This is a genomic window from Dactylosporangium maewongense, from assembly GCF_039531485.1.
Classification (GTDB): Bacteria; Actinomycetota; Actinomycetes; order Mycobacteriales; family Micromonosporaceae; genus Dactylosporangium; species Dactylosporangium maewongense.
Map to the genome: position 1 here is coordinate 1 of NZ_BAAAQD010000039.1, position 21,827 is coordinate 21,827.

The 21,827-nt window shown below is 69.6% G+C and carries 24 protein-coding genes; 14 read left to right on the forward strand and 10 right to left on the reverse strand.

Going from position 1 to position 21,827, the window contains the following annotated elements; all coding sequences use genetic code 11:
• The first annotated feature begins 79 nt into the window (after positions 1-79).
• Positions 80-505 carry a zinc ribbon domain-containing protein gene (locus ABD332_RS60330; protein ID WP_425552443.1) on the forward strand — a complete coding sequence of 142 codons (426 nt, stop codon included), beginning with the start codon at positions 80-82 and terminating at the stop codon, positions 503-505.
• Here ABD332_RS60330 and ABD332_RS52865 read toward each other — a convergent pair.
• Entirely contained in the window at positions 420-1,343 is a 924-nt protein-coding gene (locus tag ABD332_RS52865) for an aldo/keto reductase (RefSeq protein ID WP_344513482.1), read from the reverse strand. The genes ABD332_RS60330 and ABD332_RS52865 overlap by 86 nt on opposite strands.
• A 156-nt stretch (positions 1,344-1,499) precedes the next feature.
• On the opposite strand from ABD332_RS52865, the gene ABD332_RS52870 reads away from it, so the two are divergent.
• Complete coding sequence (locus ABD332_RS52870; protein ID WP_344513484.1) at positions 1,500-2,417, forward strand: helix-turn-helix transcriptional regulator; 918 nt, start codon at positions 1,500-1,502, stop codon at positions 2,415-2,417.
• A 333-nt stretch (positions 2,418-2,750) separates the two neighbouring features.
• Here ABD332_RS52870 and ABD332_RS52875 read toward each other — a convergent pair whose 3' ends face one another.
• The gene (locus ABD332_RS52875) at positions 2,751-3,686 is read right to left on the reverse strand and encodes a hypothetical protein (protein ID WP_344513486.1); all 936 of its coding nucleotides are present in this window, start codon (positions 3,684-3,686) and stop codon (positions 2,751-2,753) included.
• Between the two features lie 221 nt (positions 3,687-3,907).
• Positions 3,908-4,705, reverse strand: a complete 798-nt coding sequence (locus ABD332_RS52880) for an oxygenase MpaB family protein (protein WP_344513487.1) — start codon at positions 4,703-4,705, stop codon at positions 3,908-3,910.
• Between the two features lie 35 nt (positions 4,706-4,740).
• On the opposite strand from ABD332_RS52880, the gene ABD332_RS52885 reads away from it, so the two are divergent.
• From ABD332_RS52885 to ABD332_RS52900, 4 genes are all read left to right on the forward strand, one after another.
• Entirely contained in the window at positions 4,741-4,866 is a 126-nt protein-coding gene (locus ABD332_RS52885) for a hypothetical protein (protein WP_344513489.1), read from the forward strand.
• A gap of 261 nt (positions 4,867-5,127) precedes the next feature.
• Positions 5,128-5,475: an ATP-binding protein gene (locus ABD332_RS52890; RefSeq protein WP_344513491.1), complete on the forward strand. Its 348-nt coding sequence runs from the start codon at positions 5,128-5,130 to the stop codon at positions 5,473-5,475.
• A 258-nt stretch (positions 5,476-5,733) separates the two neighbouring features.
• A complete protein-coding gene (locus tag ABD332_RS52895; protein WP_344513493.1) occupies positions 5,734-6,345 on the forward strand; it encodes a flavodoxin family protein in 612 nt (203 codons plus the stop codon).
• Positions 6,346-6,595: 250 nt separating this feature from the next.
• On the forward strand, positions 6,596-6,931 hold the full coding sequence (locus tag ABD332_RS52900; protein ID WP_344513495.1) for an STAS domain-containing protein: 336 nt from the start codon (positions 6,596-6,598) through the stop codon (positions 6,929-6,931).
• Between the two features lie 333 nt (positions 6,932-7,264).
• Here ABD332_RS52900 and ABD332_RS52905 read toward each other — a convergent pair whose 3' ends face one another.
• Together ABD332_RS52905 and ABD332_RS52910 are read right to left on the reverse strand one after the other, a co-directional pair.
• Entirely contained in the window at positions 7,265-7,537 is a 273-nt protein-coding gene (locus tag ABD332_RS52905; RefSeq protein WP_344513497.1) for a DUF4235 domain-containing protein, read from the reverse strand.
• Positions 7,534-7,911 carry a DUF3618 domain-containing protein gene (locus ABD332_RS52910; RefSeq protein WP_344513499.1) on the reverse strand — a complete coding sequence of 126 codons (378 nt, stop codon included), beginning with the start codon at positions 7,909-7,911 and terminating at the stop codon, positions 7,534-7,536. The genes ABD332_RS52905 and ABD332_RS52910 overlap by 4 nt, the downstream gene beginning before the upstream one ends.
• A gap of 390 nt (positions 7,912-8,301) precedes the next feature.
• Here ABD332_RS52910 and ABD332_RS52915 point away from each other — a divergent pair, with 390 nt between their 5' ends.
• Together ABD332_RS52915 and ABD332_RS52920 are read left to right on the forward strand one after the other, a co-directional pair.
• Positions 8,302-9,168 carry an RNA polymerase sigma factor SigF gene (locus ABD332_RS52915; RefSeq protein ID WP_344513501.1) on the forward strand — a complete coding sequence of 289 codons (867 nt, stop codon included), beginning with the start codon at positions 8,302-8,304 and terminating at the stop codon, positions 9,166-9,168.
• Between the two features lie 178 nt (positions 9,169-9,346).
• Positions 9,347-9,814 carry a response regulator gene (locus tag ABD332_RS52920; RefSeq protein WP_344513503.1) on the forward strand — a complete coding sequence of 156 codons (468 nt, stop codon included), beginning with the start codon at positions 9,347-9,349 and terminating at the stop codon, positions 9,812-9,814.
• A 6-nt stretch (positions 9,815-9,820) separates the two neighbouring features.
• On the opposite strand, the gene ABD332_RS52925 is transcribed toward ABD332_RS52920, so the two are convergent.
• Together ABD332_RS52925 and ABD332_RS52930 are read right to left on the reverse strand one after the other, a co-directional pair.
• Positions 9,821-10,222, reverse strand: a complete 402-nt coding sequence (locus tag ABD332_RS52925) for an STAS domain-containing protein (protein WP_344513505.1) — start codon at positions 10,220-10,222, stop codon at positions 9,821-9,823.
• A 384-nt stretch (positions 10,223-10,606) separates the two neighbouring features.
• Complete coding sequence (locus ABD332_RS52930; protein ID WP_344513507.1) at positions 10,607-12,109, reverse strand: PP2C family protein-serine/threonine phosphatase; 1,503 nt, start codon at positions 12,107-12,109, stop codon at positions 10,607-10,609.
• A 441-nt stretch (positions 12,110-12,550) separates the two neighbouring features.
• On the opposite strand from ABD332_RS52930, the gene ABD332_RS52935 reads away from it, so the two are divergent.
• Positions 12,551-13,165 carry a PP2C family protein-serine/threonine phosphatase gene (locus ABD332_RS52935; RefSeq protein WP_344513509.1) on the forward strand — a complete coding sequence of 205 codons (615 nt, stop codon included), beginning with the start codon at positions 12,551-12,553 and terminating at the stop codon, positions 13,163-13,165.
• Here ABD332_RS52935 and ABD332_RS52940 read toward each other — a convergent pair.
• On the reverse strand, positions 13,077-13,826 hold the full coding sequence (locus tag ABD332_RS52940) for a DUF2795 domain-containing protein (protein WP_344513511.1): 750 nt from the start codon (positions 13,824-13,826) through the stop codon (positions 13,077-13,079). The two genes, ABD332_RS52935 and ABD332_RS52940, sit on opposite strands and share 89 nt — an antisense overlap.
• Before the next feature lie 341 nt (positions 13,827-14,167).
• On the opposite strand from ABD332_RS52940, the gene ABD332_RS52945 reads away from it, so the two are divergent.
• Entirely contained in the window at positions 14,168-14,311 is a 144-nt protein-coding gene (locus ABD332_RS52945; protein ID WP_344513513.1) for a hypothetical protein, read from the forward strand.
• Between the two features lie 307 nt (positions 14,312-14,618).
• Complete coding sequence (locus tag ABD332_RS52950; protein WP_344513515.1) at positions 14,619-15,191, forward strand: hypothetical protein; 573 nt, start codon at positions 14,619-14,621, stop codon at positions 15,189-15,191.
• A gap of 842 nt (positions 15,192-16,033) precedes the next feature.
• On the opposite strand, the gene ABD332_RS52955 is transcribed toward ABD332_RS52950, so the two are convergent.
• Complete coding sequence (locus ABD332_RS52955; protein WP_344513517.1) at positions 16,034-16,741, reverse strand: GyrI-like domain-containing protein; 708 nt, start codon at positions 16,739-16,741, stop codon at positions 16,034-16,036.
• Between the two features lie 160 nt (positions 16,742-16,901).
• Between ABD332_RS52955 and ABD332_RS52960 the strand changes: the two genes are divergently transcribed.
• Together ABD332_RS52960 and ABD332_RS52965 are read left to right on the forward strand one after the other, a co-directional pair.
• Positions 16,902-17,714, forward strand: coding sequence for a phytanoyl-CoA dioxygenase family protein (locus ABD332_RS52960; protein ID WP_344513519.1), 813 nt, complete (start codon positions 16,902-16,904; stop codon positions 17,712-17,714).
• 62 nt (positions 17,715-17,776) lie between these two features.
• The gene (locus ABD332_RS52965; RefSeq protein ID WP_344513520.1) at positions 17,777-18,607 is read left to right on the forward strand and encodes a TrmH family RNA methyltransferase; all 831 of its coding nucleotides are present in this window, start codon (positions 17,777-17,779) and stop codon (positions 18,605-18,607) included.
• 295 nt (positions 18,608-18,902) lie between these two features.
• Here ABD332_RS52965 and ABD332_RS52970 read toward each other — a convergent pair whose 3' ends face one another.
• Positions 18,903-19,256 carry a hypothetical protein gene (locus tag ABD332_RS52970; protein ID WP_344513522.1) on the reverse strand — a complete coding sequence of 118 codons (354 nt, stop codon included), beginning with the start codon at positions 19,254-19,256 and terminating at the stop codon, positions 18,903-18,905.
• A 558-nt stretch (positions 19,257-19,814) separates the two neighbouring features.
• Here ABD332_RS52970 and ABD332_RS52975 point away from each other — a divergent pair.
• A complete protein-coding gene (locus ABD332_RS52975; RefSeq protein ID WP_344513524.1) occupies positions 19,815-21,698 on the forward strand; it encodes a sensor histidine kinase in 1,884 nt (627 codons plus the stop codon).
• The last annotated feature ends 129 nt before the right edge of the window (positions 21,699-21,827 follow it).

A 21,827-nucleotide genomic window follows, 5' to 3' on the forward strand; every position in this document is an offset into this window, starting at 1 on the left:
GGACCTGTGCGTCGCCGGTCTCGGCCGGACCCGGCTTGCCAAGTCGGTGCACGACGCAGCGTGGGCCGGCTTCACAGCCATGCTGGAGTACAAGGCCGCCCGGTACGGGCGCACCTTCGCCCGGGTGAACCGCTTCTTCCCGTCCACCCGCAGGTGCTCCGACTGCGGACGCATCAACGAGAAGATGGCGCTCAACGTCCGAGCGTGGGACTGCCCCTGCGGAGCGGCCCACGACCGGGACGTGAACGCGGCGCTGAACGTGTTGGCCGCTGGACAGGCGGACAACGGAAACGACCGTGGAGCGCAGGTAAGACCGGGACACGTCCCGGCACCACGCGGCGAAGCGGTAACCCACCCGGACGCCGCGCGGTCCACGCGCAGCGTGGCGGGAATCTCCGTCCTTCAGGGCGGAGAGGATGTCAAATCTCGTGCTCCCACCAGCCGCGCGTGTCGACGTCCGCGGCGTCCGCCAGCGCCTCCAGTTCCGCGATCTCCTCGTCGGTGAGCTCGATGCCGCGAGCTCGGACCAACCCGTCGATGTAACTCGCCTTCGTGACGCCGATGATCGGGGTGGTCCCCTTGGCGATGGCCCAGGCGGTGGCGACGTCGGCGGCGGACGCGCCCCGGTCCCCGCCGATCGCCCGCATCCTGTCCGTCAGCGCCTGGAGCTTGGGCAGGATGCCGTTGTACGCGGCCGCCCGGTTACTGCCCGCGGGCAGCGGACGGGCTGGGCTGTACCTGCCGGTCAGCGCTCCCTGCTCAAGGACCATGTAGGCAAAGAACCGCACGTCGTGCTCGCGGCAGTGATCGAGAATGCCCGCGCGCTCGGAGCCGCGGTACAGGAGGCTGTAGTGGTTCTGGACCGCCTCCACGCGATAGCCGGCCTCGCCGAGGATCTGGTCGGCGAGAGCGATCTCCTTCATGTTGTGGTTCGAGACGCCGACATGCTTGATCTTGCCGCTGCGCAGCAGCGGAATCAGCGGCGGCGTCCAGCGGGCCACGTCGGCGGGGTTGTGGATCCAGTACAGATCCACATAGTCCGTGCCCAATCGTTCGAGGCTCTGCTCCAGCATCTCCGCGACCGGATCGTCGCCGTCGCCCGCGGCCTGCGGGGTGAACTTCGTCGACAGCTGGTACTCGCTGCGGGCGTAGCCCTTCAGCGCCTGAGCGAGGACCGTTTCCGAGTGACCCATGCCGTACACCACCGCGGTGTCCCACAAGGTGAACCCGTTCGCTTGCGCCTTCTCGACGACCTCGCGCAGGCCGGACGCGGTCAGCTGACTGCCGAAGTAGCCGTCGCCCGCCTCGCCGCTGTCTCCCCAGGCCCACGTGCCCAGCGCCACCGCCGGCGCTGTCAGCGTCTTGCTCGTCATGTCCCCTACCTCCATTACGCGTTCGGTCCCAGAAGACCGCGATCGCCGGTACCGGAGAAGGTCGCGTTTGTGGGGGTACAACCTCTACCCCCCCTCGCGCCGCGACCGGCGGATACGGTGAAGGACATGGACCAGCAGCCCGGAAACCGCGGCGAGATCCGGGACTTCCTCGCCGGCCGACGCGCCAAGATCACCCCGGCACAGGCCGGACTGCCGACCAGCGCCCGTCGCCGGGTCGCCGGGCTGCGGCGCGAGGAGGTCGCCGTCCTCGCCGGCGTGAGCACAGAGTGGTACACGCGGTTGGAAAAAGGTCACATCGCCGGCGTGTCCGAAGACGTCCTCGACGCGGTCGCCCGCGCCCTGCGGCTGGACGACGACGAACGCACCTACCTGTTCGACCTGGCCCAGTCATCGCGGGCCGGGAGTCGCACGCCATCGCGTCGCCGGGACGTCGAGGTCCCGCCCCGAGTCCAGTGGCTGCTCGACTCCATGACGATGTCCTCGGCGTTCGTGCGCAACGGCCGCACGGACGTCATAGCCAGCAACCCCCTGGCCCGAGCCCTGTACGCGCCGATGTTCGACAGCGCCACCATCGACAAGCGCGGCCGCCCCAACATCGCCCGCTACATCTTCCTCGACCCTGGCGCACACGACTTCTTCGTCGACTGGGACGCCGCCGGCAACGCCACCGCCGCCCTGCTGCGCGCCGAGGCCGCCCGCGAGCCACACGACCGGGCGCTGCGCGACCTCATCGGCGAGCTGTCCACCCTCAGCCCCGAGTTCCGCGACCAATGGGCCACGCACGACGTCCTGATCCGCCACGACGGCATCAAACGACTCCAGCACCCCGACGTCGGCCACCTGGAACTGACCTTCCAGCACCTCGACCTGCCCCTGTCCAGCCGAGCCGTGCACAACCTGATCATCTACACCGCCGAACCCGGCACCGCGTCCGAAGACCGACTCAAACTCCTCGCCAGCTGGTCAGCCACCCCACCTCGGGCGGCAGCCCCTCTTCATCAGAGCGGCGCTCCGACCTCATGAGCTACAGCGACAAACAACAACAAAACACCGCCGACCCCGTACGGCGACGGACAACCCACCCAGGACTGCTGAACCTCGACCAGTCACGGGAGAGGTCCCACTACTTGAGCCCAAGCCAGGGAATCACGTGACCGTCGACAGCGGGCGGCAGCTCGATCGGCGGTTGCGTCGACTCTGAACGCAGAGATCCCCCGGGTCCGGGCCGGGCTGCTGAACCTTGTCGGTCCGTTGCAAGCCTCAGTGACGCCGAATCTGTGCGGGCACCGCGTTCCACGTGCACGCCTCGGGTCGTGGCGGGGCCGGGTGGGATCACCCTGCGTAGCAGCACTCAGGTCACTGGATCAACCGCTGCCACCAATTCGCGATCCCATCGGTCTGGTAGTTGAGCCACCAGATCCACGGAAGTTGCTCCGACAGCTCTCGGACAGCCGGCATCGGCAGTTCACTCAACACCTTCCGCAACTCCGGCGGCACGGCCTCGTCGGTGAGATTGAGCCAGGCGATCACACCACCGAGCCGGATCTCCAGCGGCGAAGCGCGATCCGACCAGTTCGCCCGCGACCATGCCAGCGCCTCTGGAACCTGGTCCAGTTCCCTGAGGTGTTGCGCAATGCAGATGACAAGAATCATCCTCACCGACGCAACGGTCTCGGCCGCAAGTCGTAACCGCAGGATCTCGACCAGGTCCCCATCGACCGGCAACGCGGTGACCAACACGTAGGCCGCGCGACCTCGGACGTCGGGATCGTCGTCGTCCAGCAACTCAACCAGCAGATCCGTGTCGCGCCCGACCATCATCCGCGCGGCCTCAACCGCCCAGTTCTCCAGATAGCCACTGGAATCGTAGACCGGCATCGGCTGCATCACCCAGAGCATCGACGGCCGCATCTCCATGTTGAGGGTAAACACGCGGGCCAGGTCACCAATGAGTTGCAGCGCGTCAGCCCGCGATTGAGCAGACGTATCCGCCGCGGCACGGATCAACATCGGCACGACGAAGGCACCCGACGCGCTCGTGTTGCCATCACTGCAGACTGTCCATCCAAGATCGACGAGCGCCTCAGCCATGGTGGCGGGGCTGCTACCCCGCAGACCTTCGATGGCATCACGAACCCTGGACGGCAGCAGCCCGTTGTCATGCAACGTCTCCCACACCGGGTCGTCCGCGCCCACCGGACCGGCCGGGACACCCGCCACGAGCGTCCGCACGTCGAACTGGGTCAGCCACGGCAGATCCAGTTCATCAGGCACCCAATCGCCCTGCGCCACCCGTCATCCCTTCGCCGACCATGACAGCCGCCAGTTGCATGCCGCAGGCTAGCCTCAACCCCAGCCACCGGCGCGCTGCATCCTCCGATGCCGGCAGGGCCCCCGCCGGTCTCTGGCTGTCATCGCGTCACGGACCGTCCCGTCGACGCGCCGCGGACCACGACCCGCGACCTGACGTCCCACCGCGCCGGCCGGAACCCGGTCGCCAATGGCCTGCACTCCTACGCCGGCGTCTGGTCGGCCAGGCGGCGCCGGGTCCGCGGGGTGGTAGGCGTCGCCCGGGGCGGCAGAAGGCGCACCACCCAGCGGCGGGCGAGCAGGGCCGCGTGCACAGCGGCCCGCACGGGCCGGGGCGGCGGGCGCATGCCCACGGCGGCTCGGGTGCCCGGGGCCAGCAGGGCGGCCACGACCGGGCGGACCAGCGGGCGCAGCCACGGCCGGACCCGGGAGCTCGCCATCGCCAGCGTGCGTTGGCTACACAGCTGACCGGCCTCGCTGAAGGCGAAGCCGGCCTCGGCCCGCTCCAGCTCGCGGGCCAGCTCGTCCGGTGAGCGGGGCAGGGCGCGCACGCCCATCCGCCGGCCGAGCTCCGCGTAGAACACGGCCAGCGCGGTGCGCTCGCCCGGGGTGAGCGGCCGCCAGCCGAAGCGGTCCAGCCAGCGGGTCAGCGTCACCGCCAGGGCGGCCAGCGCGAACGCGTTGTGCTCGGCGGTCACCGGGGTGCCGCGGTGGCTGCGGTTGACCCATCGCAGGATCTCCCGGCCCCGCGGGGAGTCCAGGCCGTGCTCGACGAGGTCGCCGAAGGTCAGCGACGTGATCTCGGCCCGTTCCAGCAGGGCGTCGGTGTGCCCGACCGCGGCGGCGACGGGCGGGTTGGCGTACAGGTGCCAGATCATCAGGCGTCCGGCCATGCGCACGTCCCACGGAAACTCGTGGAACATGAGCAGACGGACGATCTCAGCGTGGTCGCGCACCGGGTCGAGGCCGGAGACGCGGTCTCGTAGGTGGTAGCGGCGCACACCGCCAAGATAGCCACGGGACGCTACTGCTCTTCGTGAGCGCGATCGCGGTAACGGTGCCGTCGGCCTTCTGGCTCTCCACGGTGACGGTGGAGCTGCATCCAAAGCGCCGTCGCGGCGCCACCCGCAACATCTGCTACTGGTCGCCCTGCTCGTTGTGACCGCATATTCGGCGTACCCGTTCATCTTGAGTTTATGCACCGACGTTGACTTCCTGCGTGGTGGCGCGCGGGCAACGCGCTGCGCTGAGCAAACGCGCTCATCCGGTCGGTCGGACCGGCGTTGTCCACACGGATCGTTCGTCGGATAGCCGCACCTGATTCGGGTAACGGATGGACGAGGAACGTGGTGAGGAGGCGACGATGGTTGAGGAGCACGGGCGGGAGGCCCGGTGGAGTCCCGCGCGCTGCGACGATGTCGCTGTGTCCGCGGAGGCCCGCGCCTGGCTGAGGCGCGTTGTCCCGGGTCTGCTCGACGGACCGCTCCGGCCGTGCCTGCTCGACGATGCCGAGCTGCTGCTCGGTGAGCTCACGGCAAACGCGTTGCAGCACGCCGGTGGTGTCGAGCGGGTGGCGGTCTGCTGCACCGGCAGGGTGCTGCACATCGTCGTGCACGATCCGGCGCCGGTGCGGCCGTGGCGCCCGCCTGCCGCCGACGCGGTCAGTGAGCGCGGCCGCGGCACTGTGCTGTTCGGGCGGCTGGCCGTCGACTGGGGTGTGTCGACCGGCCCGGACGATGGCAAGGACGTGTGGCTCGACATTCCGCTGTGACCTCGCCAGTACTGCGCAGGACGGGGTGCGGCGCATCGCCGGCATGGCGGTCTGGGAATGAACATGTCGCAGGCTCAGGCGTCCACGGCAGACGCTGCCGGACAGCGGGCTGGACTCTGGCGCCGGCCGGCCGGGCACTCGCTCGGCCCGGTCTTCGGCGCGGCTCACCGGAGTTCAGGCCAGTCGGCGCTTCGCACAGCTCGACCGGTATCAAAGGCGGAGGGTTCGACGCCGGTAGCTCGGGGTACGGGCGGGATCATGTCGTCGTTGCGTGCCCTGGTCCTGGTCTGTTCGCTGAAGAAGTCTCCGGCCCCGTCGAGTTCGGAGCTACTCGGCCGTGAGGTCCTGGCCGCGCTCGCCGATCACGATGTCGACGGCGAGGTGATCCGGGTCGTTGACCACGACGTCCGGTTCGGCGTCTCGACCGACGAGGGCGGCGGCGACGCCTGGCCGCGGATCCGCGCGAAGCTGCTCGACGCACAGATCCTGGTGATCGCCACGCCGATCTGGATGGGACAGCCCGCGTCGGTGTGCAAGGTGGTCCTCGAGCGGCTCGACGCCGAACTGTCCGAGACCGACGAGCAGGGCCGACTACTCACCTACGGCAAGGTCGCAACGGTCGCGGTGGTGGGCAACGAGGACGGCGCCCACCACGTGACCGCCGAGGTGTTCCAGGCCCTCAACGACGTCGGCTTCACGATCCCGGCGGCCGGCGGCACGTACTGGGTGGGTGAGGCCATGCAGAAGGTGGACTACGCCGACGCCGGCCCGAAGCCGGACACGACCGGTGCGGCGACGAAGGCCCTCGCCGCCAACGCCGCCCACCTCGCGCGGCTGCTGGCCGCCCAGCCGTACCAGCCGTCCAGCTGACTCACCGCACCTGCCTGCAGGCTCAACTCGCTGGTACCGGTGACCCTCAAGAAGCGCGTACTGCGTGGTGGTGAAGGAGCGTGACCGTACCGCTCGATCGACCGCGGTGACGCGTGACTCCTGACGCGTGGTGACGGCCTGCCCTGAACACCGTCACCACGCGACGCGCTCAAGTTCCGCAGCGATCCAGGCGGCCGCCGGACGTGGGAGCTACGATGTGCCGTCCGCCATTGGCCGTTGGGAGCCCGTCATGCAGCTGTCCGTGGCTTCTCCGGCAGGATCGCCGACCGTGGTGGCGGTGACCGGTGAGCTCGACGTCGCCACCAGCCCCGAACTACGCCAGTTCCTGCACGCCCGCCTGGACGACGGTGCGACGGCGCTGACCGTTGATCTGACCGGTGTGGGTTTCCTGGACTCCACCACGCTGAGCGTCTTCGTCGGCGTGCACAAGCGTTTACAGGACGAGGCCGGCGGGCGGCTGGCGCTCGTCGTCCCGCACGAGCGGCTGCTGCGGGTCTTCCGGATGACCGCTCTCGATCGTGTCTTCTCCATCGTGGACGCGTTGCCCGGCGGCGCCGGGGCATGAGCTGCCTCCGGAGGTCACAGGACCGGTTGCCGCCGGGGAAACGGTCAGGCGTCAGGGCATAGCCGGTGAGGCAACGCTGGCGCTGCCCGGTGTCACATCCGGCGGAGTTGCGGCCGGTGCGGTGTCCGTGCCGCGCCGGTTGTTGATGAGGTCGGCAGCCGCAGCTGGCGGGCGTGCGCGGTGAGCTGCTCGTACCGCTCACGTCCGGCCCGAGGCCCAGCACGTACCCGACGGCAAGTCCCGCCGCGAACGTCACCACCCGCCCGGCGACCTGCCGGAGCGGACCCGGCTCCCGGCGTTGGTCCCGCCCGCTGCCGGGCCGGCGGGCGGTGCTCAGGTGGGCCAGGAGCCGGTGGTGCGGCGCACCGCGACCGCTCCGCCCCGGTCGACGGCCGCCTTGACGACGGCGAAGATGGCGCCCTGCAGCGCGGCCGCGGCCAGGATCTCGCCCCAGCCGCGATCCTCGTCGGTGGCGTTCGGAGCGTCGTCGTCGTTGCCGGCCAGCCGCCACGCCTGCTTGAACAGCGCCCCGGCCACCGCGCCGGCGGCCACCCCGAGTAGCAACCCGACCGGCTTGTACGCCAGCTTGCCCACGATGCCGCTCACCGCCGCCCCCGCACGCCCATCGCGACCACTGCCACGGCGACGGTGACCGCGGCGCTCAGCACCGCGGCGGGGATCGGCCGGCGCAGCCGCCGCCACACCTGCGGGTCGCGGACCGCGACCACGACCGCCCCGCTCGTCGCACCGGCCCGCTCGGCGACCGTGGTCGCTGCGGCCGCCGCCTCGCCGAGGAGCACGCCGGCCACCGCTGCGGTCCTTGCCTGCACGCGGTACGCCAGTCCGGCCGCAGCACCCTTCGCGCGGGCCTTGACGTCGGCCTTCCCGGCGAGGGCTTCGACGGTCTCGCCGAGCGCCGCACGGGTACGGGCGATCTCGGCCCGCAACTGGCGCGGATCGCCCGCCGCAGTCGTCGTCATGCCGTCCATCCCTTCGCGTCTATCGCTGCCTCCACCCATTCCCTTGCCGTAAGGAAAATAAACATCGATCCGCCGCAGCTCACCGCCCCTGCGAAGCCGGTGGAACATGCGCCGCTTCGGCTGGCGGCTGCACCCGGCCGGGCATACGATGCACGGCAGGTCAGGTCGTCCAGCACCGGCGGCCAGCACGGACCGTCCGCGGGCACCGCGCAGTGGCACTCAGACCACGGGTAAACCACCGCACCACGCCGGCGTGCGCCACCGCACGCGGCACTGCCCGCATCCTTCGACGCATGCCGCGCTCACCGCTGACCGCCCGCCCCCTGCCGCCGATCACCGCGGTTCAGGAAACGGCACTGCGGAACTTCTTCTTCCGAGGGGTTGCTCACGATGACGACGACCGTTCCTGCGGACACCGTCCGCACCGCCACGCACGCGGCAGCCGATCCAGCGGCCGCAGCCCGCAGCCAGACCACGAACCGCGCCAGGGACCGCGCCGCGACCGACGCGGTCGCCATGTCGCTGCTGTCCCTGCTCGCCGATTTGCCCGCGGGCAGCCCGGACCGGTCCCGCATCAGGGGCCGGATCGTCGAGCTGTACCTGCCCCTCGCGCGCTACCTCGCCCAGCGGTTCCGCAACCACGGCGAACCCTTCGACGACCTCGTCCAGGTCGCCGGCGTCGGACTGGTCAAGTCCGTCGACGGGTTCGACCCCTCCCGCGGGGTCGGGTTCACCGCCTACGCCATCCCCACGATCACCGGCGAGCTCAAACGGCACTTCCGGGACCGCTGCTGGGACATGCGGGTCCCGCGCCGCACCCAGGAGATCCGGCTGCGGATCGGCCGCGTCAGCGAGGAACTCACCCAGTCCCTCGGCCGGTCCCCGACGGTCGCGGACCTCGCCGACCGGCTCGGCTGCAGCGAGGAAGACGTCATCGAAGGTCTCGACGCCGCCCACGCGTACCGCACCCTGTCCCTGGACGCCCCAGCCGGCGGCGACTGCGACGGCGAGTACACCGACCTCGGCGCCTACATCGGCGGCGCCGACCCCGGCATCGAGCAGGTCGAGGCCCGCGAGGCGCTGAAGCCGCTGCTGGCCGCCCTCCCGGAGCGGGAGCGGGTCATCGTCACCATGCGGTTCTTCGGCAACTGCAGCCAATCGCAGATCGCCGCCGAGCTCGGCATCTCCCAGATGCACGTCTCCCGGCTACTGCGCAGCACCCTCGACACGCTGCGGACTCACCTTCTGGCCGGCTGAACCCGGACGTTGACCGGCAGCGTGCCCTGGCGTGGCGCTGGTTGATCGACCGGGTGGGCGTACAGTTGCGCCGGCTCGAACTGCTGCGCCGCGCCGGCGGCGATCGCAGCAGGGCTCTCTCCATCGTTCAACGCGCAGACGGCGCGCCCACGCGGCATGCTCGATGAAGGGACCACCCGTGACCCCTGCTCAGACACTCACCGGTCAGGCGCTCACCGCGCAGATCCTGCTCGTCGAGGACGACCCCGGTGACGAGCTCATGGCCCGCGAGGCGTTCGGCGACGACGCCCAGGACAGCCAGCTGCACGTCGCCCGCGACGGCGAACAAGCCCTCGACTTCCTGTACCGGCGCGGCGACTACACCGACGCGCCCCGCCCGGACTTCATCCTGCTCGACCTCAACCTGCCCCGCGTCGACGGCCGCGAGGTCCTGCGCACCATCAAGGCCGACGCGACCGTGGCCAGCATCCCCGTCGTCGTGCTCACCACGTCCAGCGCGATCGAGGACGTCGTCGCCTGCTACGACACCCACGGCAACGCCTACGTCACCAAACCCGCCGACTATCAGGAGTTCGTCGCCATCGTGCGCCAGATCAACCAGTTCTGGCTCGACACCGTCCGCCTTCCCGGTGCCGCCACGCCCTGAGCGCGCTCAGGACCCGGAATTGGCTTCGCCGTTCGGGGCGGAAGCGATGTCGGTGGTGATGTCGAGGACGGTGTCCAGCGCGGTCAGCGCGAACATGCGATTGAGGACATGACCCGGACTGCAGATCGTGAAGCGGCGGCCGTCGCGCTGCGCGGCCTTGTGCGCGCGGACCAGAACGGCGAGCCCGGACGAGTCGCAGAACCCGACCCCGCCCAGATCCACCCGCACCACGTCGGCACCGGCATCGAACGCCTCCCGCACCGCCGTGATGAACGCCGCCGCGGTGTAGAAGTCGAGGCTACCGACGACCGTCAACACCACGGCGCCTGCCTCACCAGGCGTGGCGGAGGTAATCGCGAGGCGTGGCCCGCTGTCCGGCGAGGGCGCGGGCTGTTGATCAGGGCCCATGCACGCTCCGTTGATCCGCAGTAGGCGGCCAGCCTAACCCGGCGTGATCCGTCCCGCAGGTCGAACACAACGACAGCCATCACCGCGACGGCACAGCACCGCGATCGAGGAAGCCAAAATGGCGACGCCGACCTGCGCGCGGCGACAGGCCCGGCGAGAGGTCACTCAGCCTGGGGCCCGCACGCCGTTGCGGGTGCCCACAGCAGGCAGCCGGCCGGCAAGCGTCGACAGGCCCGCACGCGCCTGGTCCGGTGTGGCCTGCAACCCGACCAGGTCGCCGGCGGGCACACCCATGGCCGCGAGGTGGGCAAGGACCTGCCGCCACGCGCGGATCCGCTGGTCCAGCGCGCGGACCAGGACGGCGAGCCAAGGTTAGAGATCAAGTTAGGCCGGGCGACGGATGATCAGGAGGACGACGTCGTCGTCGACCCGGTCGGTGACGGTGGCGGACAGGTCGTCGCACAGCTGCACGGCGGTCAGTTGCTGGCGGCCGGTCAGCGTGGCACGAAGGGCGGCAATACCGGCATCCAGACCGCGGTCGGGACGCTCGACCAGGCCGTCGGTGTAGAAGATCACGGCGGTGCCGGGCGCCAGCCGCAGGCGGTGGTGGGTTCTGCGGGCCGCGACCCGGGCGCCGAGGATGATCTCGGCCGGCGTTTCGAGCACGGTGACGGTCCCGTCGGGGCCGAGGAGCAGCGGTGGCGGGTGCCCGGCGTTGGACCAGTGCAGTTCGTACGTCCCGAGGTCGACGTAGCCGAGGATGACGCTGGTGAGCGTGTCGACGCCGAACCGGGCCATGGCATCGTCGAGTGCGGTCAGGACCCGGTCCGGGGGTCCGGGCAGCGCCGAGGCGATGCCGCGCAGAAGGCTGCGGATCTGGCTCATGGCCGCGGCGGCCTCGCGGTCGTGTCCGGACACGTCGCCGACGGTGACGGCCAGCCCGCCGTCCGGCAGCAGGAACGCGTCGTACCAGTCGCCGCCGACCCGCGCGCCCTCGGAAGCCGGGTGGTAGCGCACCGCTACGTCAAGATTGTCCGGTTGGGCTGGGTTGCTGAGCAGGCTGCGTTGCAACGCCTCGGCGATCTCACGCTCGACGGCAGCGATCCGGCGGGCGGCGGCCCGGCTCAGACCCTGCACCAGCGCCGCCGCGACCAAGCGGAGAAACCCGCGGTAGGCCTCGTCGTCGGGCAGGTGCGGGCTCAGCCCGGTGATCAGGTCCAGACCGCCGGCCAGTGGGATACGGATCGGCCCGTCACCAGAGCGGTCCATAGGGCTGTCGCCCGCTGGCCGCAGGTCCACGTCGGGCAGGTCATCCGGATCGGACCGTAGGACGGGCAATGCCCGCGCGAGCAGCTGCGGGACGGTGTCGATGTCGCTGATGCGGTCGGTGAGCCGGCCGAGCAGGTCCAGCCGGCGTCGGTCGATCACCTGCACGGTGGTCTCGGAGGCGATGTCGATGACCCCCTCGATCACGCCGTCGGGGCCGCGCACGGCGGAGTAGGAGAAGGTGAAGTAGGTCTCCTCCGGGTACCCGTGCCGGTCCATGTACAGCTTCATGTCCTCGGCCCAGGTCGCCCCACGGCCGGCCAGCACCGACTCCAGCAACGGCCCGATCTCTTCCCAGATCTCGGCGAACACCTCCCGTGCCGGAGCGCCGAGCGCCGCTGGGTGCTTGTCACCGATCATGTCGACGTAGGCGGCGTTGTAGACCATCACGAACTGCGGACCCCAGAACAACGTGACCGCGTTGCGGGTCTGCAGCAGCAGGTCGACCGCGCCGCGCAGTGTCGGGCTCCACGTGGACACCGGCCCGAGCGGTCCGCCCGCCCAGTCGACGTCGAGGTACGCCTTGCGTAACGGCCCAGCGGCCTCGAACGGATCGATCACCCGCCGAATGTATGCCAGCCGGGCGTACAGACCCGAACACCCATGCCGATCAGGCCACGGCCATCAGCAGTACGCGCTCGCACCTGCCTGACGTGTGAACACCCGCTCGATTGGACAACGACTGACCAGCGACACCGACAACACCTGATGCGAAGGAGCCGACCGTACTCGGCGTACAGACAACTGGCCGCGAACCGCATCCGGGGCAGCACCAGCACTCCGGCGGGCAGCAGATCGCGTTGCAGCGCGTTGATGAGCTCACAGGCCTGCTCGTGGCGGCGTTCCGCCTCGGCCGCCTGCTGCTGGGCGGCCTGCCGTTCGCGTCCCCCGCCCGGTGGCGGCGGTCAGGACGACCGTAACCCGGTAGCCTTCCCCTGATGACGACGTCACGTACGGCTGCGAGCTGTTCGGTCACCTCGTCGGTACGCGCTCAACGACCCGTTGCTGTTCTTCGCCATCTTTGACACGGCAGGGCACGAGCTACGCGCCGGCCTCGGCACCACGTTGGTGATGTCGGCAATCCGCGCCGCCCGGCGGGCCGGTGCCGGATTGGACGCCATGGCTCGGGCCGCCGACCAGGCGCTCGAAGAGCACCTGGCCGGACTGCGGTTCACCACAGCGGTCCTCGCCGAGCTCGACCTCGCCAGTGGGTGTCAGCGCTATATCAACGCCGGCCATCCGCAGCCGTTACTGATCCGGCACGGCAAAGTGGTCCGCAGCCTTGTGAGTGGCCGGCGGATGCCCCTGGGGCTCGACGACTCGCAGGTCGAGATCGCCGAGGAGATGCTCGAGCGGGGTGACCGGCCGCTGCTCTTCACCGACGGCATCACCGAAGCCAGGGACCGCACCGGCGAGCTGTTCGGCACCGAACGGCTCATCGACCTGGTACAACGCACCGCCGGCCAGGTGCCGACGCCTGAAGCGCTGCGCCGGCTCTGTCATGCCGCTCTGTCACAGGCTGAATCGTTCATCCCTCGCCCGTGCGCTCACGCCAGTCGCGCATCGCGTCGCGGATCTTGTCGAACACCGCGGTCGGCGGGCCGACCATCAGATTGACGACCGCGGACTCCCCGGCCGCCGGATGCGGGCGTGTCGGCACGACCGCCTCGGCCGCCTCGAACGCGGTCGCCATCCGGCGCAGCCGGTCAATGTCGGCGCGCTGACGCAGCTGCGAGAACTCTTGTTGCTCCTCCTCCATGGCATGGGTCACCACCGACTCGGCCAGAACGCTCAGGTGCTGGTCGAACTCCGGATGATCGATACCTAGGTCGTAGATGTCAGCGAGCGCCCGCTTGGCCTCGGACTCCTCCTGAAGCCGTTCGCCGACCACCTCCTTGCCGTTGGGAATCAGGTCACGCGCCGCCGGATGTACGACCACTTCCTCGGCGTTCTCGTGCACAGCCAGCATCCTGACCAGATCGTGGAACAGCTCCTCCTTCTGCTTCCCCCGAGCGGAGCTGACGCGCGTGAACATCTGCTTGATCTCGGTGTGCCTGGCGAGCAGGATCTCCACGATGTCGCGCGCCTTCGACGGTTCGCTGATCGCCTGGGTGACATCGTTCGGTGAGGCGAACCGCTCGCGGGAAAGGTCCCGGAGGGTCCGCATGACATTTTCGTTGGCACCGTGGTCGCGAGCCTGCTCGACGAGGTGCTGTTTGTCCGTCGGATAGTCCACGTCGCCGAGATAGCGCTGGACCTCGATCGCGCTAGCAGTCATGGTCTTCCGCTACCCACCGCGGCGTGGTCCAAGCCCGGGCCACGCCGCGGAGTCGGCTCTCACCGGGACCGGATGAATTCGCGTTTGCGCAGCTCAACAGGAGAGTGCCCGGACCGCAATCACCCCGTCCGTAGGCACACAGGGAGTGGCGATGTCGGCCGACGCGATCGTGATGCTCAACGACGACCACAGGCACGTCAAGCGGCTGTTCAAGGAGTTCCGGGCCGCGCAAGACGGTGCTGCGGAGCGCAAGTCGAAGATCGCCCAGGAGATCCTCGAGGTACTGACCGAAGGACGTGCTGGAGTCGTACGAGCAACATCACGTCGCCGATGTGCTGTGCTTGGAGCTGTTCACCATGGACCCCGACGACGAGCACTTCGACGCGAAGGTCACCGTGCTCATCGAGAACGTCACCCACCACGTCCAGGAGGAAGAGGACGAGTGGCTCCCGAAGGTCCGTGAGGGCGCCGATGACACCCACTGAGCCCGCCGCCCTCAAGAAGGCGCTCGACGCCGTCTGCGTCTGAGCGTCGCGTCGTCTGCCACCAGGACCAGCCGACGAGTCCGGTCGGTCCTTGCTGTGCAGGAACCGTCGGTCGGTGGACTCATCGGTGTCTTTGCGACCGCTTCTCCGGCAAGCGCGTCGCCGGATCACTCCCGGTGATCGTGCTTTGTGCTGAGTGGTACGTTCCGGTTTCCAGCCGTCGGGCCAGCGCCCGCGACAATGCGGTGGTGAACGCCAGCTGGGGATTCCGCACCACGGAGGAGCAATATCGAGGGGGTGACCTGGCGTGCAGTGGTCCGAGGACGTCGCAGCGGCGCGGTGGATCGTCGAGAGACTGCATCCGTTCGCCCAGGATGTCGGCAGCCTGGTTCCCGAGGCGTTCGCGGCATACGCGCGGATCCGCCATCCGGACGCCGGTACGCTCGACCGGCCGCAACTGGACGCGCTCCTCGAGGTGCTCCCGCGGCACGCACCCGAACCGGGATCGTGTTGGTTCGCCATCTGGGACGGGTACGCCTGGCTGCATGGGCCTCCCGCGATGACCGCGCTGACCCGCGACGGCAGTGCTGATCCACCGGCGTGGCTCACCCCTCCACCGGCGAGGATCCAGATGCCATCTCGTTCCTTCGCGCTGTACCGCGGCGGGCTCGACGCCGCGCGGGCACTGTGGGATCTGTCGTGGGAGCAGAGTCCCAACCTGTGGTGGCCCGACGACCACTCCTGGTGCGTCGCCACCGAGATCGACCTCACGTCGACCTATCTGGGTGGCCCGGCCGCACTCGTGCGCGAACTGCTGGACGACCGCCGGATCAACGCGCAGCCGGCCCGCCCGGGCGACCCGATCGGTGCCGGCGCGTAGCCAGGTCAGGCATAGCACGGACCGTCGGGCGCCGCGACGATGTCGTGCACTGCTGTGCACATTCCTGTTGGTCGGCGTCACTGCCGTGATCACCCGGCAAGCCGATCGGCGATCTGGGTGAGGCATTCAAGGGCCTCGCCGGGTGATCACCGCGTTGGCCGGCTCCTCCTGACAGCGTCCCGGTTGGGTCATCAATGTGATGATGGCGGCCCGCTGAGCTCCCACGCTTCCCCGGACACCTGAGCTGAGGCGACACCGGTCGCCGAGGAACGAGTTCGGATGCCCGCACCACACCGCCGGGAGTTCCGTCAGCGCTTGGGGGGAACTGGGCCCGGCTGCGGGAAAGGTGTCCGCGCGGCCGGTGCGCTGGCTGGGCGGCCCGCCCCGGTGTTCGTGTCTGCGTGCACCGAACCCTGATTGCTCAAGATCGACGAACGTGGCTAGAGCAACAGTGTGCTCGATCTGCCCAGAACGCACCCCACCGCACGCTCACGCGTGCCCATGATCACTCGGAACCTACAGATCAAGGTCGCCGGGCAGGACCCGGCAGCGGCCGCGCCCTACGGATGCCTCACTCCTCGCCAGGAAGAGGACTCCCACCACCGGCACACCGCCGTGCTGATAGGTCACGCCTGTTGAGGCCCCATCGTGTCCGGGTTCAGAACCACGCAACGACCCAGCCACCACGGCGTGGCCCTCGGCGCACCCGCCGCATCCCAATCCGGGCCGCCAGCGCCGGCGTCGTCACCGTCGCCCGCTGTAACCTCACTCCCGCCAGCCACGGCTGCGACCGTGACGGGTCCCCACCCACACCCGGCTGCGGCTGGATGCCCGCCAGGTCGCTACGCCGGTTCGACGGGCAGCCAGAGCTCACGGGCTGCGGTGCTGAAGCCGTTCGTAGGCTCGAGCACCGCGACGATCTCCGGACCTGGCCGCAGTCGCCACGGGTTGGAGGGGAACCACTCGGCTGCGGCCGTGGCCCAGGTCTTCTGCAGGGTCTGCGGATACGGTCCCGCGTCCCGGATGACAACCCATCTGCCGGCCGGGACCTCGATGATGTCGAGGCCGCCGGGGACCGGCGTATCCGGGGACACGGCGACCCCGTGAAGGTAGGTCAGCTCACTGCCCTCGGTGTAGTCGGGGTCGAGATCGTCGCTGACCGCGAGCAGGCCGCTCGGCTCAGCGTTGCCGAGGGCCTTCAAGCGCAGGTGCTCCTCTGTCGGCAGTGCGGTGATGTGCTGCTGGATGTGCGGGTTGACGCCTTGGTGGATCAGCGGCACACGGGCAGCGTGCCCCACGAGCCGGAACGCGGGATGGTCGACGATGCGGGTGTCCATGTGTTCGTTCCCTTCGACGGTCAGGCGGAACTTGAATTGTGGTTGTGCGAAGGGGTCTCCGTCGCGGCGCACATCACCAGGGCCAGCGCCGATGACCGCCCGGAATGCTCGCCCGAACGCCTCGGTCGGGCCGCATCCGTGCCGAATGCCGACATTCAGCCGGTCTTGCTCACCTCGGACGACGTCGGCGAGTCGGTTGAGCGCCGAGATCATCAAGCCTCCTTCTGGCATCAACCTTGGTCCAAGGCACACCGGTCACGCCCGATCGCTGTGGTCCGATCCGATCGTGCGCCTTCGCTGTTGCGGCACATCCGATAAAAGCGGTGCGGAAAGTGTCGGGTGATCGGGACCAATGTCGCCGCACGATGGGGGCGTGGATGACACAACCTTGGTATCCCGCTTTCTTCGCGACGGCTTCGTGAAGGTGAAGGGCGCCGTCGCGCCGCGTGTGGCTGCGGACTGCGCGCGGCTGCTATGGCGCGAGACGGGCTGCGAACCGGACGATCCAGCAACGTGGACGCAGCCCGTGCACTGGGTATCCGGCATGGCGCAGGGGCCGTTCGCCGCCGCACCCAACTCCCCGTTCCTCCATCACGCGTACGACCTGCTCGTCGGCGCGAGACGCTGGGAGCCGCGCTATTCACTAGGCACGTTCCCGCTGCGCTTCCCGCACGAAATGGAGCCGGACGACGCGGGCTGGCACATCGAGGGGAGCTATCTGCCGGAGGGCGAGAGCTGGTACTTCACAAATGTGCGCTCACGGGGCCGGGCGCTGCTGATGCTGTTCCTGTTCAGCGAGGTCGGCGAGGAGGACGCCCCGACCCGGATCAGGGTCGGGTCACACCTCGACGTACCGAAGGTGCTGGAGAAGTACGGGGAGGACGGAGCGAGCGGGCTGGCCCTTGCGCCCGATCTGGTGGCGGCGTCCGACCACCGGCCACTCGTCCTCGCCACCGGGTCCCCAGGCGACGTCTTCCTGTGCCATCCATTCCTGGTACACGCGGCGCAACCGCACCATGGGGTGCGGCCGCGCTTCATGGCCCAGCCAGCACTGATGCCGGCTACACCGTACGAACTGGAGCGGACCGACGGCGCGTACTCACCCGTAGAGATCGCGATCCGTCGCGGCCTCGGACACGACACCCCCGGTCTGGACGGGGACGGCACCAACTGCAGAGCCGGGTAGACATGGCAGGCTCAGCAGGCACCAGGCAGGGCATGGGTGGGCGACGAGCGACGGAGGCGGGGTTGGCGATGGGTCTGCGGGTGAGTGGCCGCAATGCGCGGTTCCAGCAATGGCAAGCTCTCCTCGGCAATCGGACCAAGCGGCAGCGTCGCGGCGAGTTCCTCGTGCAGGGCGTACGCCCGATCACCATGGCCATCGAACACGGCTGGCAGATCCGAGAGCTGCTCTACGACACCAGCGCTCAGCTGTCCCGCTGGGCACGCAAGGCCCTGGACACGGTCCGGGCCGAGAAGATCGCCGTCTCCCCTGAACTGATGCAGGAACTAGGCGAAAAGGTAGACACAGTTCCAGAGCTGCTGGCTGTGGCCGCGATGCCGGAGGACGACCTGCGCCGAATCCCGGTCGGGCCGACCATGCTCACCGCCGTGTTCGATCGGCCCACCAGCCCCGGCAATATCGGGACCCTCGTTCGGTCCGCGGACGCCTTCGGCGCCTCCGGTGTCATCATCACCGGGCACGCCGCCGACGTATACGACCCGAAGGCCGTCCGGGCGAGCACCGGCTCGCTGTTCGCCTTGCCCGTGGTCCAGATGCCCTCACACCAGGCCGTTCTGTCCTGGGTGGCTGACGTCCGCGCCGACGGCATCGGCATGAGCATCGTGGGAACCGATGAGCGCGGCGCCCTGGCCGCCGCCGAGTACGACTTCACGCAAGCCACGCTGACGTTGGTCGGTAACGAGACCACCGGCCTCAGCTCCGGCTGGCGTGCGGCCTGCGACCAGTTCGTCCGGATTCCGATGTTCGGGTCCGCCAGCTCCCTGAACGCGGCGACCGCCGCGACGGTCGTGCTGTACGAATCGGCACGCCAGCGAACCGCTGCTGCCCGGCAGTAGCGCACTGATCGCCGGCGGCCTCCGGCGGCTGCCACCAACCGGCACCCGCCTGCTCGCGTGGGAGAAGCTGGCCTCGGTCGCGCTCGGCGGCGGCGCATACGCCATCCAGACCGTCAACGGCCACTACCTCACCGCCGTGACTCCGGCGTCCGCGTCACCGACACGATCCAATCCAACGCCACCCGCATCGGCGATTGGGAACGGTTCCGCTTCACCTGCGGCATCTGAGGTTCCCTACCGGCCGGCGTACCCGCGGCACCGGGTGTGCCAGCCGGGCCCGTCGCGCGCTGAGTCGTCAGGACGGCGAACCCGGCCCGCCGCGGCGGTGAGTCTCCCAGTTGATCTGGGCGGTGCGCCGCTGCATCGCCTCGAGGTCGAACCGCGGGTCGCCCTCGAGGTCGAAGACGACCTTCAGCGTGGCGGGGTCGTACTTCACCCGCACCACCTCCGCCTCGACCGGCTTGCGTTCGGCGATGTAGAACGCTTGCCGGACGTGCGCCTGGAACGGTGCGCGGTCGTGCGGCCGGACCTCCAGCGCGAAGTCGTAGCGGGGCTTCTCGTTCGAGCTGAACCTGGAGTGTTCCTTGGCGGACAGCACCAGCGCCTGCGCGGCGAGCCCGTTCTTGCGGACCTTGCGGTTGTCGAACATGCCTGCACTGTATTGATCACCGTTCCCCGGCGGTCGATTCCGGCGTGTCGGTGTTGCGACTCGCGAAACCGTGAAGGCTCGCTGTGAGCGATCACAGGACCGGTTGATTCCGCCGGGGGGATCGGCCCTGAAGCGGCCCTGACGTGCGGACCCGCCGAGGCGCTCGATGTCGGATCCATCCGTCGGTGCGGACCTCCATGCCCTGTGGGCCTCGGAAGGGGGACGTGGCCATGTCCTCGGCGGACATCTGCGGGTGAACGGCGAAGACGGTGCCGTTGAAGCGGGTGCGCCTGGCGCCGTACGACTTCAGGCCCACCACCGGCTACTCCAGCATGGTGTGGAACGTTCCGACGACCGCGAAGAAGGCCAGGATCGCGACCCGCAGGCCCGGTGATGCGCCGCATCCGAGGTGAATTATGGGGTGATCCGCTGCGCCCGGGCCGCAACGAGTCCGGCGTTCGATGCCTGCCGCCCTAGCATCGACTGGTTGCCTCTGCTCGACCGGCTCCGCCTGCCCAGCCAGGCCGGAACCGATGTGTTCGACAAGAGGGTCGATTGATGCACGGACGCCTAGCGTCATGGCTGGTGCGGGTCAGCCAGCCGTCAGCCGCCGTAGGGATCGTAGTCGGCGCGGGGTTCACCGTCGTGGAGACCCTGCTGGTCGTCCCGTTGCGGCAGGTTGCTCCGATGGAGGCCCTGGCTCTCGTCTACCTGCCTGGTGTCCTCGTCGTCTCCACGGTGTGGGGCCTGTGGGCGGGTGTGGCGACGTCGATCGTCAGCGCGCTCGCGTTCGACTACTTCCACACCCCGCCGATCGGGCGTTTCCAGACCGGGGACTGGCGGGACTGGCTCGGGCTTTCGGTGTACCTCATGGTCGCCACGGTCTCCGGTTCGCTGGCGCAGCTGGCCCGCGCGCGGGCGCTCGAGTCCATCGAACGGAAACGGGACGCCGACGCGGTCGCCGAGATGACCCGGCTCATCCTCGGCGCGGACGATGTGCGCGCTGTACTTCCGGCAGCCTCCGATCGGATCGCGTACGCCATGCGGCTGCCGTATGCGGCGATCGAGCCTGACCCGGTACCGCGGCGCGAGGACCAGATCCAGCTGCCGTTGGACCCGGGCGCGCTCGTCGTCCCCGGAGACGTCCCGGACCGTGTCCTGCGGCGTCTGCGGGACGGGGTGGTGCCCGGGCTGGCGACCGTGCTGCGGGCCGGTCGATCCTTGCAGGCGAGCCGGGCCGGGCAGCAGGCGCTCCTCACCCAGCAGGCGGCGTTACGCCGGGTGGCGGTGCTGGTGGCCAACGGCGTCGCCTTCGCCGAGATCGTCGCAGCGGTCGCCACCGAGGCGGCCGACCTGTTCGACGCGGACGCCACGCGGGTCTGGCGCTGGGACGGTCCCAGGACGGTGACCGGCGTCGCCGAGTACAACAGAGAGCCAGGATCCCAGTCGATGCTGGGCAAACAGGTCGACTTCGCCGGCGGCGTCGCGGAGCTGGTGCTGCACGGCTCCCGTCCGACCCGCATCGACTCGTATGAGGGCCGCAGCGGCCCGCTGGCCGATCTCGCCCACGCGGAGGGCATGCACGCCTCCGTCGGCGCGCCGATCGTCGTCGAGGGCCGGGTCTGGGGCGTCGTCATCGCCCTGTGGCGGCGGGCCGGCCCGCCGCCGCTCGGCATCGAGCATGAGCTTGCGAAGTTCACCGAGCTCGTCGCGACCGCGATCGCCAACACAGAGAGCCGGGCGGAGCTCACCGCGTCGCGGGCCCGGCTCGTCCACGCCGCGGACGAGGCACGCCGCGGCATCGAACGCGAACTGCACGACACAGTCCAGCAGCGGCTCATCTCACTCGGGCTGGAGCTGCGCTTCGCCGAGGCCATGATCCCCAAGGAGTTCGGCGAGGTACGGTCCCGGTTGGCGGACACCTCCGCGGGGCTGTCCGCCGCCTTCGACAACCTTCAGCGGATCGTCCGCGGCATCCATCCGGCGCTGCTCTCCCAGGGCGGACTGGTCCCCGCGGTCAAGGCGCTCGCCCGCCGCAGCGCGGTCCCGGTGGCGGTGCACGACGGGCTGAACCATCGCCTGCCCGGCAACGTTGAGGTCGCCGCCTACCACGTGATCTCGGAGGCGCTCGCCAACTCGGCCAACCACGCCGACGTCTCGGAGGTCTCCGTGAAGATCGACGTCATCGCCGACGAGTCGGCGATGGACGAGTCAGCGCCCGGCGAGATCCTCACCGTGACCGTCCACGACGACGGCACCGCCCGCGCGGACCCGAACCAGGACTCCGGCCTGGCCGGCCTGCGCGACCGCGTCGAGGCGCTCGGCGGCACATTGACACTGACCAGCCCGACCGGCTCCGGCACGTCCGTCAACGTGAAGCTGCCCATGGGCGGCCAAGGCCGGCAGGGTGTGGAGGCCGACCAGTCAAGTGGTGGAACGTGACGGAGCAGGGCGCAGCGACATGGCCGCCGAAGCTGCTGGTGGCCTTGAACCCGGCCGCGGCGACGCCCACCCTGCACGGCGGTGACGGTACGCAGGACCACGGACTGCTGACCGGCCTCCTGGGCGCTA